Genomic DNA, 11,892 nt, shown 5'->3' on the forward strand with positions numbered 1-11,892 from the left:
TGCGTTGTACCTCCGTCCGGCACGCGTTGAGCCTGTTGGCTCTTACACGTCGCGATGGACGGTTCCGTTGACAGAAGTCGGCCGTTCTGCGCGATTCGTTATCGAGGCAGCACGAACGGACACCTGGCGAACGGGTGGAAAAAACGACGTCAGCCGGCGTAGACCCGGTGATCGGAGAAGGTGCGCGAACTGCCCCTGCCCGCCGACGCGCTGGAAGTCTGCGCGGCCGGATCGGCCGCCACCGGCAGGTCACCCAGGCCCGCGAGGAACTCGACGGTCCACAGGTGCCGCGCGGCCGGGTTGCGCTCCGTGAAGGAGTCGCCGAGGCCGTAGGTGGCGACGCGGGTGTTCTGCTGGTCGTGCATCTCGACGGTGATCTGCGAGCCGAGCAGGCCCTTCTCACCGGGTGCGCAGGCCAGTTCCAGACGGGCGCGGATCCACTGCGGCTCGGTGGCCGGGTCCGCTTCGAGTTCCTCGGAGACCGCGGTGCAGGCAGTGCCGTGGGCACGGAAGTTCAGGACGGCCCGGAAGACGACGAGCTCACCGGCCGTGCAGCCGGTGAGAACGCGTGCTTCTACAGCTGTCTCCGTGCTGGAGACGACAGGGCGGGCGGCCGTGCACCGGGCGGTGGGGGCTTCGGTCGACGCCGCCGCACCGCTGGAGGTGACGGCCCCGAGTAATAACGCGGCGACCACAGATCTCATAAGAGAAAACTATTTGTGGACGCCGCATTATTCACTCAACTTCACCCCATAGATGGGTGAGCGCGAGATTTGTTGCGGCCGCTGACCTGTCAGTGGTCGTGGTGGTCGTGCTCGGGAGCGAACGGCTGGTAGACGTAGAACATCGTGACCGGCTCGTCGCCCGCCACGGTCTCGTGGTCGACGCCCGGCGGCACGAACGCGTACGAGCCCGCGGTCGCCTCCACCCCGCCGATGCTCACGGTGCCGTCGATGACCCACGTGTGCTGCGTCGCCGACGGGTGGTTGTGGCCGACGTCGCGCGCGCCCGGCGCCATCTGGATCAGGCCGACGATGGTGTCGCCGCTGGGCGACTTCCACAGCAGCTTGTTCTGCAGCCGTTCGTCGCCGTGCAGCGGGAACGCCTTCAGCTGGGCGAGGGCTTCGGCGGACAGGACCGTGACCTTGTCCTGCGGCACGTCGCTCATGGGGAACAGCCTTTCGGGAGCCGAACGAGCTTACGGCCGTTATATACGCGAAAGGGCCGCCCACATTACTGCGGACGGCCCGGAAACACTCAGTTCAGGGCGCATTTGGTCTCGCCGTTGAACAGCAGGAACGTCGTGAGCTTCCCGTCGGTGAAGTGGAAGCTCAGCACGACACCCTGCTGATCGGGCACCGGCACCTCGAAGCCCTTGCCGTCCTTGTCCACGGCGTTCGGGTATGCCGCCTTGAACTGATCGACGGTGGCGCCCTTGCCGACGTTCTTCGCCGCCGTGACACCCGGCGGCGGCACGATCATCCGGATCTTGTCGCCGGCGAACATGACGCCACCGTTCGCCTCACGCGCCTCGGCCCGTGCGGCGATGCGCTTCGTGGACTCCGCGGAGAGCTCGACCGCCTTGGCCCCCGCGTCGGCATCGTCCGCCACCTTCTGCGCCGCCTCGTACTTCTGCTCGATCTCGGCGTCTGCCGCGAGTTGCTTCGGATCCGGCGCCGGCGCGTCCTGGTAGCGGTAGTCCTCGCAGTCGCCGGTCTTCCCGGCGGCGGTCGCGGCGAGGTCACCGGTCGCCAGCGCGTCCTTTTTGGACATTCCCGGCTTCAGCTTCCCCCAGCCGGTGACGTCGAAGTGCTTCTGCTGCGGCGCCGCCTGCTGGTCCCCCGACCCCGGCGAGCAACTGACTGCGGCGAGTGCCACGCCCACAACGAAAAGAGCTTTCAATCCCCCAAGGTTGTTCACGCGGCACAAGCTATCCGGCATCGCGGCAAAGGCCGAACGGGTTATTGAACCTACGGGGGTCCGGGGGCTTGCCCCCGACTGGGGCCTGGGGGCTCGGCCCCCAGAAAACACCGAGGGCCGAGAAGATCTGCGCTTTTTGCAGATACTTCTCGGCCCTCGGAACGAGTGGAGCTGAGGGGAATCGAACCCCTGACCTTCTCGATGCGAACGAGACGCGCTACCAACTGTGCTACAGCCCCTTGCGGTGTTACGCGAGAACTATAGCAGTGCCGAGAGGGGATGTTTCACCACCCCCTCCTAGGCCCCGACAGCACCTCGGTACCGCAGCGACTCCAGTCCCTCTAACTCGACGAAGACCGGGTCCTCGTCGTCGGAGTCGACCGGAATGGTACCCGGCCGCACGTGGTGTTCGAAGCGCGGCAACGGCGGCAGCGCGGGCCTGTCGTCGACGACCTCGACCTGGGTGGTCTCGGGCTCTCCGGCGGCCTGCCGCGGGATCTCGGCGGCGGCCGGGGTCTCCTGCTGCTGCGGGCCCGTCTCACGGCGGCGGCGCACCTGCTGCAGGCGGGCGAGCCGGCGGCCGCGGATCTCCTCCTCGATCCGCACCTGCCGGCGCAGGTACGTCAGGTAACCGACGAGCAGCAGGTCGAGCGCGGCGTGTCCGTACCAGAGCTTCGCGTAGAACACTCCGGCGACGATTCCCGACGCCACGGCGGCGACCAGCAGGAACGCCACCACTCTGCGGCGGAACGCGTACTTGGCCTGCGCCACCAGAACGGCGGCTTCCGGGTCGTAGCCACCACGGCCACGCCGGAACGGACGCTCGACGTACTCCTCCTCGTCGAAGTAGTCGTCGTCGATGTCGTGGATGTCGTCGTACTCGGCGTCGGGCATGGCGTCGTACTCCTCCCCCACGCTGCGCGCACTCTCCTGGCGCTTGCGGGCCATCATGGGGACGAGGACCACGAGCCAGGCGACGACCAGCGCAACGATGATCAGCGAACTCGGCATTCCCCGTTCACCTCCCCCGGCCCACGCGTGGTGCTGTCAACCACGCTAGTCACAACAGTCACACCTGTCTCGGAGGCACGCCGAACTCGGTGCGTACCAAAGTGTGGTGTATCACCCACTTTTGGGTGAAGCGATTAGGGCAAACGGAAGCGGATGTCAGGGAAGACGGGCCTCTCCGCGTGCGACCAAACGGTGCACTAGGCCGTCCGGGATCTCTTCGGTCGTGAGCGCGAAGCAGAGGTGGTCGCGCCACTGTCCGGCAACATCCAGATAACGCTTGAAGAGGCCTTCCTCGCGATATCCGGACTTCGTGAGCACACGGATCGAGGCGGCGTTCTCGGGACGGACGGTGGCTTCGAGCCGGTGCAGACCAGCGTCGCGGAAAGCATGATCCGTGAGCAACGCCACGGCCGCCGTTGCGACGCCGCCCCCCGCCCGATCGGCGGCCACCCAATAGCCGATCCACGCGGACAGCAACGAGCCGCGCACGATGTTCCCGACGGTGATCTGACCGGCGACCTCGCCGTCCACGAGGATCATGAACGGCAGCGTGGTGCCGCGCCGGGCCATGCCGCGCAACGACGACCACTGCGCGGGCCAGGACAGCGTCGCGTTGCGCTCGTCCCAGCCCTCCTGCGCCGTCGGTTCCCATTGTTCGAGGTAGGCGCGGTCGCGGAGGCGGAGCCTCGACCACTTACCGCCGTCGAAGAGCCTCGGCCCGCGCAGCTCGACGGTTCCCGCGCGCACCTGGAGAGGCCCCAGCCGGACCGGCCAGCCGGGGTGTCTGCCCAGATCGGCGAAAACGCTCATCCACGCTGCGCAAGGAAGCTGACCAGCACCTCTTCGCCGACGGAGACCTCGGTGACGTCCTCGTCGACCATGATCAGGCAGTTGGCCTCGGCCAGTGAGGCGAGCAGGTGCGACCCGGACGTGCCGAGCGGCTGCACCAGGTACTCGCCGTTGTCCGCGTCGCGCAGCAGCTGGCCGCGCAGGAACCCCCGGCGGCCCTTGGTCGACTGCAGCGGCGACAGCAGGCGTGCGCTGACGGCGCGGCGGTACGGGTTCTTCTTGCCCAGCGCGGCCCTGATCAGGGGCCTGACCAGCACCTCGAACACCACGAGCGCGCTCATCGGGTTCGCGGGCAGCAGGAACGTCGGCACGGCGTCCGGGCCGAGCCGGCCGAAGCCCTGCGCGGAGCCGGGGTGCATGCCGACGCGGGTGACGTCCATGTCGCCGAGGTCCGTGATCGCGGCCCTGACCTCGTCGCCGACCGTGCCGCCCACGCCACCGGCGATGACGACGATCTCGGAGAGCAGCAGCCTGCCCTCGATCACCTCACGCAACCGGCGCGGGTCGGCCGACATGATGCCGACCCTGCTGACCTCGGCGCCAGCGTCGCGTGCGGCGGCGGCCAGTGCGTACGAGTTCACGTCGTAGACCTGGCCCTGGCCGGGCGTGCGGTCGACGTCGACGAGCTCCTCACCGAGCGAGATGACGGAGACGCGCGGACGTGGGTGCACGAGCACCTTGTTGCGTCCGACGGCGGCCAGCAGACCCACCTGAGCAGCACCGATGGACGCGCCGCGGCGGACGGCGACGTCGCCGGTCTGCACGTCCTCGCCGGTGCGGCGGACGAACCCGGCGGACGGCACGCTGCGGTTGACCGTCACCTTGGCCTGGTGACCGTCGGTGTACCCGAGCGGCACGACCGCGTCGGCCAGCGTGGGCAGCGGCGCGCCGGTCGCGATCCGCACGGCCTGGCCGGGCTGCAGCCTGCGCGGCTGCCGGGAGCCGGCCGGGATCTCGCCCACGACCGGCAGCTGCACGGGGCTCCCGTTCGCACCGGACACGTCGACGCTGCGCACCGCGTAGCCGTCCACGGCGGCCTGGTCGAAGCCGGGCAACGCGCGTTCCGCCACGACCTCCTCAGCACAGAGCAGGCCCTGCGACTCCGAGATCGCCACTCGCACGGGTGCGGGCCGCACCGCGGCCGCGATCACCCGAGCGAGCTGCTCGTCCACTGACCTCATGTGATTGGTCCTCGCGCTCAGGAGTTGTCGAGGCGTTCCCGCAACCACTCACGCAGATCGGGTCCGTACTCCGGGGTGTTGAGTGCGAAGTCAACCGCAGCCCGCAGGAATCCGGCGGGATTACCAAGATCGTGTCGCCCGCCGCGGTGGATCACGACGTGTACCGGGTGACCCTCGTTGATCAGCAGCGCGATGGCGTCGGTGAGCTGCAGCTCCCCGCCCGCGCCGGGCGTGATGCGCTTGAGCGCGTCGAAGATCGCCCGGTCGAGGAGGTAGCGCCCGGCCGCCGCGAACGTCGACGGGGCGTCCTCCGGCTTGGGCTTCTCGACCATGCCGACGACCTGCTTGACGTCGTCGTTGCCGGTGTCGCGGACGTCGAACACGCCGTACGCGGAGATCTGCTCACGCGGGATGTCGAACGCCAGCAGGACGCTGCCGCCCTTCTCCGCGCGGACCTCCGCCATCTTCTTCAGGGCGCCGGTCGGCAGGATGATGTCGTCGGGCAGCAGCACCGCGACGGCCTCGTCCTCGCCGGTCAGGTTGCCCTCGGCACAGCCCACGGCGTGGCCCAGGCCGAGCGCCTGCTCCTGGATCGCGGTCTCCGCCTTGATCAGCCTGGGAGCGCGCTGGATCTTCTCGACGAGGTCGGCCTTGCCGCGCGCGGCCAGCGTCTCCTCGAGCTCGGGGTTCGCGTCGAAGTAGTTTGCGACCGCGGCCTTCTCCGGCGACGTCACGATGACCAGCCTCTTCGCGCCTGCCTCGGCCGCCTCGCGCGCCACGTACTCGATGGCGGGGGTGTCGACGAGGGGCAGCAGTTCCTTCGGCACGGCTTTGGTCGTGGGGAGGAAACGGGTGCCCAGACCGGCCGCGGGCACGATAGCGGTGTGGAAGGCGCTGCTCATGGGCTGCGATGCTAACGACATACCGGGAGATACCCATCATGACGTCCGATCTTCGTGACCGTAAGGCCACGTTGCGTTCACGGTTGCTGGCCTCACGGCGTTCCCTGCCGGCCGAGGTTCGCGCTCTGGAAGCCGCCGCGCTGGCCGCGCACGTCGCCGCTCTGGACGTCACGCCTGATCAGACGGTGTGTGCGTTCCTGCCGGTCGGATCGGAGCCCGGTGACGCGTCGTGGCTCGACGGGCTGCGGTGCCGGGTGCTCCTCCCGGTCGTGACGGGCGACTCGCCGCTGGACTGGGCGGTGTACGACGGGCCGTCCGCGCTCGCGCCCGCCGGGTTCAGGCTGCTGGAACCCACCGGTCCCCGGCTCGGCGCCTCGGCGATCGCTGGAGCCTCGCTGGTGCTCGTGCCCGCGCTGGCCGTGTCGGTGGACGGGGTGCGGATCGGGAAGGGGCAGGGCCACTACGATCGCTCGTTGCCGCTGGTCAAGGCCCCGCTGGTCGGTGTCGTGCGGGACAGCGAGGTGCTCGCCGAGGTGCCTGGCGAGCCGCATGACGTGCGGATGAACGGCGTGCTGACCCCCTCGGTCGGCCTGCGATGGCTGTGACTTTGACCTGGGGTGTTTGCGCTCCGGGAAGGTCCTGAGCGAAAATCGTGTTGGCACTCACAAAGGTCGAGTGCCAGAGCTAGGAGCAGACCCAGTGCCTACGTACCAGTACGCCTGCACCGCGTGTGAGCACCGGTTCGAGGCTGTGCAGTCGTTCAGCGACTCCTCCCTCACCGAGTGCCCCGAGTGCTCGGGCAAGCTGCGCAAGCTCTTCGGCGCCGTCGGCGTCGTCTTCAAGGGCAGCGGGTTCTACCGCACCGACAGCCGGTCGGGTTCGTCCACGAGCGCGGCCGCCACGACGTCCTCTTCGGACTCGAAGCCGGCCGAGAAGAAGTCCTCGGACACGAAGTCCTCATCGGACTCGAAGTCCTCGACGAGCGCTCCGGCGGCCGCCGCGTCCTGAAGATCGCGAGTTGTCCACAACTTGCGATCAGCCCCGTCCACCCTGCCTCCGACCGCCCTACGGTCGGAGGCATGAGCCTTTCCGCGACCGTCCTGGACCGAGTCCGCACGCTGTCCCGCCGCCGCCCTTCCGTTGCGTGGCGCCGTTTTCTGGCCCTGGGCCTGACCCTGATGGCGGCGTTGACGTTCTTCTGGCCCGACGTGGGCCATCCGGCGGTGGTCGCGGCGAGGGATCTGCCGGCAGGCGTGTCGTTGTCCGCCGCCGACCTCCGGCTGGTCTCGCTGGCCTCACCCGTACCGGGGACCTTTCCGGATTCCTCCGAGTTGGTGGGCAGACCGCTGGCGTCACCTACGCGCGCAGGCGTCCCGTTGACGGACTTCGACCTCGCGAGCACCTCGGAGGAGCAGGCCTCGGTCGCCGTCCGGGTGGCTGACCAGGGCCTTGCCGACGTGGTGCGGCTGGGCAGCCGGGTCGACGTGGTGTCGTCGTCCGGCGAGGTCCTCGCCGAGAACGCGGCGGTGCGCGAGACACGCGGCCAAGTCGTCGTGCTCACGTTGCCGAGACTTAATGCAACTCGTGTGGCCGCGATGTCACTGGATCACGCATTAGCCGTTACTCTCCGCTGATGCTGAAGGGATTCAAAGACTTTCTGATGCGTGGGAACGTCGTCGACCTGGCTGTGGCCGTGGTCATCGGCACGGCGTTCACCGCGATCGTCACCGCGTTCACCACGAGCCTCATCAAGCCGCTCATCGCCTCGCTCGGCAGCACCGAGACGAAGGGCCTCGGCTTCTACATCCGGTCCGGCAAGGAGGACACGTACCTCGACTTCAGCAACGTCATCAACGCCGCGATCAACTTCGCGATCGTGGCCGCTGTCGTCTACTTCGTCCTGGTGCTGCCGATCCAGAAGATCCAGGAACGCCGCAAGAGGGGCGAGGAGGCCGGCCCGTCCGAGCCGACGAACGTCGAACTGCTCATCGAGATCCGCGACCTGCTCGCTGCTCAGCAGCAGACCACCCCGGCTCAGAACACCGCGCAGGACCGCCGCGGTCCCGCGATCTGATCTCCACCCGTCCGCCGAGACGAAGCGCGCATCCGCGGTTCCGCGCGCTTCGTCCTGCGCAACCGCGTCACCCGCCGTGATGCGGCGGCCTGTTCTCGCGGTACCAGGCCTCGCGGTCGTCCGGGGAACCCCCGCCACCGCGCTCGTCCGACGTCGTCTCCGGGAGCACGTCGCCGAACACCTCGGCCAACCGGCGACGACGCTCTGCGGCGTCGTCGTCGGCCGGCTTCGGCGAATCACTCTTCGTCAAGACCGCTCAGCTGTTCGATCACGTAGGGCACCAGAGCCGACAGCGTCGCCATGCCGTCGCGGACCGCGGAGCGTGAGCCCGCGAGGTTCACGACGAGCGTGCTGCCGGAAACGCCGGAAAGACCACGCGAGATACCCGCGTCGACCGCGCCCGCGGCCAGCCCGGACGCCCTGAGGGCCTCCGCGATGCCGTGGATCGGACGGTCGAGCACGCCCTGCGTGGCGTCGGGGGTGACGTCGCGCGGGGACACACCTGTGCCGCCCACGGTGACCACGAGGTCGACGCCACCGATGACAGCCGTGTTGAGAGCAGCCCGGATGTCGACCACCTCTCCCTCGACCGCGACGGTGCCGTCGACGATGAAGCCCACTTCTTCCAGAAGTTCGGTGACGAGAGGCCCGGAGTTGTCGTCCTGCTCGCCGTGCGCCACCCGGTCGTCCACGATCACGACCAAAGCGCGGCCAAGGCGCTGCGCGCTGCGTTCCATACGATCACCGTAGCGGGAGTCTGACCTCGAAGCGGCAGCCAGGACCGTGGTTCTGGACGTCAATTCGCCCGTGGTGCGCCTCGACGAGGCCTCGCGCGATGGAAAGGCCCAGTCCGGCGCCGGCGGGATTGCGTGCGGACGAGCCGCGGAATCCCACGTCGAAGACCTGTGGCAGCACGTCATCGGGTATGCCGCCGCACGCGTCGTCCACCCGCACCACCGCTTCGGGTCCGTCCACATCGACCTGGACGGCCACCGAGCCGCCCTCCGGTGTGTGGCGGATGGCGTTGGACACAAGGTTGCGCACGACACGCATAAGTTCCGGATCAGAGCCCTTCACGACCGGCCACGCGCGAGCATCGGCGCGCAACTCGACGCCCTGGAGCGCGGCGACCGGGCGGGAGGCCGCGACCACGTCGCTGACCACATCGGCCAGGGCCACGTCGTGCATCGGCAGGTTCAACGCGCCCGCGGTGATCCGCGAGAGCTGGAACAGGTCGTCCACCAGCTTCGAGAGGTGGTCGGCCTCCAGGGCGATCTGCTTGGCGTAGACGGCGACCTCGCCCGGCTCGGCGACGACCCCGTCCTCCAGTGCCTCGGTCATCGCCCGGATCCCGGCCAACGGCGTCCGCAGGTCGTGGCTGATCCACGCCACCAGCTGCCGCCGCGCCGCCTCGGCCTCGCGCTCCCACATGGTGCGCCGCGCGATCGCCCGGCCCAGCATGATCGAGAACGGCACGGTGACCAGCCCGACGACCAGGCACGCCATGAGCGTGGCGTTGAGCATCGGCGTGAACATGAACCCGCTGACCATCAGCACGCCGGCGATGGTCGCGACCACCGGCACGATGACCATGACGGTCATCGCGGTGGTGAGGGAGACGCGGCTCAGTCGATCGAACACGGGTCATACCGGTAGCCGACGCCCCACACCGTGCTCAGCCGCCGGGGCTTCGCCGGGTCCTCCTCGATCTTCTCGCGCAACCGTCGCACGTGGACGGTCACGGTCGACTGGTCGCCGAACTGCCAGCCCCACACCCGTTCCAGCAGCTCCGCCCGCCCGAAGGCCTTGCCGGCGTTGCCGATGAAGAACGCCAGCAGGTCGAACTCGCGGGTCGTCAGCTGCAACGGCTGCCCGTCCAGCGTCGCGGTGTGCGCAGCGACATCCAGCAGGAGGTTCCCGTCACGGACCACCCGCGGCTCATAGGCCCGATGTGCGCGCCGCAGCACCGACGAGACGCGCAACGCCAGCTCGCGAGGGCTGAAGGGCTTCGTGACGTAGTCGTCCGCGCCGATCTGCAACCCGGCGATGCGGTCTTCTTCCTCGCCCAGCGCCGTCAGCATGACGACGGGTGTGCTGCCGCGTTCCCGGATCCGCCGGCACACCTCGAGGCCGTCGATGCCGGGCAACATCAGGTCCAGCACCACGATGTCCGGCTCGCCGGCGGCCATCAGCCGCAGCGCCTGCTCCCCGTCACCGGCGAGCTCGACCTCGTACCCGGCGTGTTCGAGGTAGCGGCGCACCACGTCGCGCACCGTCGTGTCGTCGTCGACGACCAGGACCCGTTCCACCACGTCACCACGCTAAGCCACGAACGCCCGGCCGACCGGCATCTGTCACACGGCCGTAAGAAAACCTTCCATACTCCCAGGGCAGACGAGAGCCGAAGATGCTCGGACCGGTGAACTTTTGCGTTCGAACGTTTGTTTCACTGTCCGCGATGAGCACTGTTCTCCAGGCGTACCGGTTCGCACTCGACCCGACGCCGCAACAGCAGGCCGATCTGCGGTCGCATTGCGGCGGACAGCGCTACGCCTACAACTGGGGACTTGCGCGCAACAAAGCCAACCTCGACCAACGTGCCGCCGAGAAGTCCTACGATGTTCCCGAAATCCAACTCACCACGCCATTGCCGTGGTCGGCCTACAGCCTGCGCAAGGACTGGAACCGAGCGAAGGCCGCGGTCGCGCCTTGGTGGAGCGAGAACTCCAAAGAGGCGTACTCATCCGGTTTGGCCAATCTCGCCACCGCGCTCACGAACTGGCAGAACTCACGCACCGGCGAACGCCGCGGACGCAAGCTCAGCTTCCCGAAGTTCAGAGGCAAGCGCAGCACGTTGTCATGCCGGGTCACCACCGGCGCGATCGGTCTCGTCGACTCGGACCGACGCCACGTCAAGCTTCCCCGCATCGGCACCGTCCGCACCCACGAATCCACGCGCAAGCTCGCCCGCCACATTGAGCGCGGCGCCGCTCGCATCCGATCGGCGACCGTTTCCCGCAGATCCGGACGCTGGTTCTGCTCGTTCTCGGTGGAGATCATCCGGTCCGATCCCACGCCCTCACAGCCCGACTCGGTGGTCGGTGTCGACCTCGGCTTGAAGTCGTTGGCCGTGCTGTCCACCGGAAGGGTCATCCCCAACCCGAAACACCTCGAAGCCGTGCAGGGACGACTTCGCCGCCTGAATCGTCAGGCTTCTCGGCGTATCGGTCCTGACAAAGCCACCGCGCAGAAGCCCTCAGCCCGGTGGCGTAAAACTCAGGCCCGTGTCGCGAAGCTCCATGCCCAGGTGGCCAACGCGCGACGGGACGGGTTGCACAAGCTCACCACCAGCCTCGTTCGCGAGCACGGCGTCATCGTGCTGGAGGACCTGAACGTGTCGGGCATGATCCGGAACCGTTTCTTGGCCCGGCACATCGCAGATGTGGGCATGGCCGAACTGCGACGACATGTGCAGTACAAGTCAGCACGGCGCGGGGTTCAGATGATCATCGCGAGCCGCTGGTACCCGTCCTCGAAAACCTGCTCTGGCTGCGGCGCGATGAAAGCCAAACTGCCGTTGCGCGTCCGAGCGTTCCATTGCGACGAGTGCGACCTCGTGATCGACCGCGACCTCAACGCAGCCCACAACCTTGCGGCGCTCGCGATCGAGACCACTGGCAGCACGTCCACGGCGAGTTGCGTCGGGACGTTAAACAAGCCCGATGGAAACCCACGTAAGACCCGTAACTTGCGGGCAACGGGTACTGCCACGGGAAGACCCGCCCAACCAAGAGCGGGCCAACGCCGTCGCCGCAAGGCAACGACTGCCTGACCGCGTCGCAGTCAGGCAACGGCAGGTGCGCGCAGGCACAAAGAAGCCGGACCGCGCGCGGGGCAGGTGCGAGCGGTCCGGCGTCTCGGGTCGTCACGTTCGGTTTCCGGCGGGCGGCGGATG

16 protein-coding genes and 1 tRNA gene are annotated in these 11,892 nt (G+C 68.3%); 5 read left to right on the forward strand and 12 right to left on the reverse strand.

Translation table 11 applies throughout. From position 1 onward, the window contains the following. Positions 1-149: 149 nt before the first annotated feature. The 8 genes from IG04_RS0136575 to IG04_RS0136610 form a co-directional block, all read right to left on the reverse strand. Positions 150-704: a hypothetical protein gene (locus IG04_RS0136575; RefSeq protein WP_144065691.1), complete on the reverse strand. Its 555-nt coding sequence runs from the start codon at positions 702-704 to the stop codon at positions 150-152. An 89-nt stretch (positions 705-793) separates the two neighbouring features. Then, positions 794-1,168 carry a cupin domain-containing protein gene (locus tag IG04_RS0136580; RefSeq protein ID WP_030481326.1) on the reverse strand — a complete coding sequence of 125 codons (375 nt, stop codon included), beginning with the start codon at positions 1,166-1,168 and terminating at the stop codon, positions 794-796. An 89-nt stretch (positions 1,169-1,257) separates the two neighbouring features. Next, positions 1,258-1,878, reverse strand: coding sequence for a hypothetical protein (locus IG04_RS0136585; RefSeq protein ID WP_144065690.1), 621 nt, complete (start codon positions 1,876-1,878; stop codon positions 1,258-1,260). A 208-nt stretch (positions 1,879-2,086) separates the two neighbouring features. After that, a tRNA-Ala gene (locus IG04_RS0136590) sits at positions 2,087-2,159 on the reverse strand. Between the two features lie 58 nt (positions 2,160-2,217). Next, positions 2,218-2,931, reverse strand: a complete 714-nt coding sequence (gene sepX / locus IG04_RS0136595) for a divisome protein SepX/GlpR (RefSeq protein WP_030481328.1) — start codon at positions 2,929-2,931, stop codon at positions 2,218-2,220. Between the two features lie 156 nt (positions 2,932-3,087). Further along, positions 3,088-3,741 carry a GNAT family N-acetyltransferase gene (locus IG04_RS0136600; protein WP_030481329.1) on the reverse strand — a complete coding sequence of 218 codons (654 nt, stop codon included), beginning with the start codon at positions 3,739-3,741 and terminating at the stop codon, positions 3,088-3,090. After that, positions 3,738-4,961: a molybdotransferase-like divisome protein Glp gene (gene glp / locus IG04_RS0136605; RefSeq protein ID WP_030481330.1), complete on the reverse strand. Its 1,224-nt coding sequence runs from the start codon at positions 4,959-4,961 to the stop codon at positions 3,738-3,740. Before glp ends, IG04_RS0136600 begins: the two co-directional genes overlap by 4 nt. A gap of 17 nt (positions 4,962-4,978) precedes the next feature. Beyond that, positions 4,979-5,863, reverse strand: a complete 885-nt coding sequence (locus IG04_RS0136610; RefSeq protein WP_144065689.1) for a UTP--glucose-1-phosphate uridylyltransferase — start codon at positions 5,861-5,863, stop codon at positions 4,979-4,981. A 38-nt stretch (positions 5,864-5,901) separates the two neighbouring features. Here IG04_RS0136610 and IG04_RS0136615 point away from each other — a divergent pair, with 38 nt between their 5' ends. The 4 genes from IG04_RS0136615 to mscL all read left to right on the forward strand — a co-directional run bounded on the left by IG04_RS0136615 (position 5,902) and on the right by mscL (position 7,937). Beyond that, positions 5,902-6,468 carry a 5-formyltetrahydrofolate cyclo-ligase gene (locus IG04_RS0136615; protein WP_030481332.1) on the forward strand — a complete coding sequence of 189 codons (567 nt, stop codon included), beginning with the start codon at positions 5,902-5,904 and terminating at the stop codon, positions 6,466-6,468. A 94-nt stretch (positions 6,469-6,562) separates the two neighbouring features. Next, on the forward strand, positions 6,563-6,871 hold the full coding sequence (locus IG04_RS0136620; RefSeq protein ID WP_030481333.1) for an FmdB family zinc ribbon protein: 309 nt from the start codon (positions 6,563-6,565) through the stop codon (positions 6,869-6,871). Positions 6,872-6,942: 71 nt separating this feature from the next. Further along, positions 6,943-7,497 (forward strand): SAF domain-containing protein, encoded by a 555-nt coding sequence (locus tag IG04_RS0136625; RefSeq protein WP_051771440.1) that lies wholly within the window; start codon positions 6,943-6,945, stop codon positions 7,495-7,497. Further along, entirely contained in the window at positions 7,497-7,937 is a 441-nt protein-coding gene (gene mscL, locus IG04_RS0136630; protein WP_030481335.1) for a large-conductance mechanosensitive channel protein MscL, read from the forward strand. Before IG04_RS0136625 ends, mscL begins: the two co-directional genes overlap by 1 nt. 67 nt (positions 7,938-8,004) lie before the next feature. On the opposite strand, the gene IG04_RS0136635 is transcribed toward mscL, so the two are convergent. The 4 genes from IG04_RS0136635 to IG04_RS0136650 are packed head-to-tail and all read right to left on the reverse strand — an operon-like array spanning position 8,005 to position 10,249. Beyond that, complete coding sequence (locus tag IG04_RS0136635) at positions 8,005-8,187, reverse strand: hypothetical protein (RefSeq protein ID WP_030481336.1); 183 nt, start codon at positions 8,185-8,187, stop codon at positions 8,005-8,007. Continuing rightward, complete coding sequence (locus IG04_RS0136640; protein WP_030481337.1) at positions 8,174-8,674, reverse strand: MogA/MoaB family molybdenum cofactor biosynthesis protein; 501 nt, start codon at positions 8,672-8,674, stop codon at positions 8,174-8,176. Before IG04_RS0136640 ends, IG04_RS0136635 begins: the two co-directional genes overlap by 14 nt. Before the next feature lie 4 nt (positions 8,675-8,678). Continuing rightward, positions 8,679-9,539, reverse strand: coding sequence for a sensor histidine kinase (locus IG04_RS0136645; RefSeq protein WP_084402158.1), 861 nt, complete (start codon positions 9,537-9,539; stop codon positions 8,679-8,681). A gap of 23 nt (positions 9,540-9,562) precedes the next feature. Beyond that, positions 9,563-10,249, reverse strand: a complete 687-nt coding sequence (locus IG04_RS0136650) for a response regulator transcription factor (protein ID WP_030481339.1) — start codon at positions 10,247-10,249, stop codon at positions 9,563-9,565. Between the two features lie 146 nt (positions 10,250-10,395). On the opposite strand from IG04_RS0136650, the gene tnpB reads away from it, so the two are divergent. Next, on the forward strand, positions 10,396-11,769 hold the full coding sequence (gene tnpB, locus IG04_RS0136655) for an IS607 family element RNA-guided endonuclease TnpB (RefSeq protein WP_036016643.1): 1,374 nt from the start codon (positions 10,396-10,398) through the stop codon (positions 11,767-11,769). Positions 11,770-11,892 lie beyond the last annotated feature (123 nt).

The sequence above is a fragment of the Lentzea albidocapillata genome (assembly GCF_000719115.1).
GTDB lineage: Bacteria > Actinomycetota > Actinomycetes > Mycobacteriales > Pseudonocardiaceae > Lentzea > Lentzea albidocapillata.

Bases quoted from the DNA above. Each gene is read 5' to 3' on its own strand.
- IG04_RS0136625 (WP_051771440.1), top strand. From the start codon at position 6,943: ATGAGCCTTTCCGCGACCGTCCTGGACCGAGTCCGCACGCTGTCCCGC.
- glp (WP_030481330.1), bottom strand. From the start codon at position 4,961: ATGAGGTCAGTGGACGAGCAGCTCGCTCGGGTGATCGCGGCCGCGGTG.
- IG04_RS0136580 (WP_030481326.1), bottom strand. From the start codon at position 1,168: ATGAGCGACGTGCCGCAGGACAAGGTCACGGTCCTGTCCGCCGAAGCC.
- mscL (WP_030481335.1), top strand. From the start codon at position 7,497: ATGCTGAAGGGATTCAAAGACTTTCTGATGCGTGGGAACGTCGTCGAC.
- IG04_RS0136640 (WP_030481337.1), bottom strand. From the start codon at position 8,674: ATGGAACGCAGCGCGCAGCGCCTTGGCCGCGCTTTGGTCGTGATCGTG.
- IG04_RS0136610 (WP_144065689.1), bottom strand. From the start codon at position 5,863: ATGAGCAGCGCCTTCCACACCGCTATCGTGCCCGCGGCCGGTCTGGGC.
- IG04_RS0136575 (WP_144065691.1), bottom strand. From the start codon at position 704: ATGAGATCTGTGGTCGCCGCGTTATTACTCGGGGCCGTCACCTCCAGC.
- IG04_RS0136645 (WP_084402158.1), bottom strand. From the start codon at position 9,539: ATGACCGTCATGGTCATCGTGCCGGTGGTCGCGACCATCGCCGGCGTG.
- tnpB (WP_036016643.1), top strand. From the start codon at position 10,396: ATGAGCACTGTTCTCCAGGCGTACCGGTTCGCACTCGACCCGACGCCG.
- IG04_RS0136600 (WP_030481329.1), bottom strand. From the start codon at position 3,741: ATGAGCGTTTTCGCCGATCTGGGCAGACACCCCGGCTGGCCGGTCCGG.
- sepX (WP_030481328.1), bottom strand. From the start codon at position 2,931: ATGCCGAGTTCGCTGATCATCGTTGCGCTGGTCGTCGCCTGGCTCGTG.
- IG04_RS0136615 (WP_030481332.1), top strand. From the start codon at position 5,902: ATGACGTCCGATCTTCGTGACCGTAAGGCCACGTTGCGTTCACGGTTG.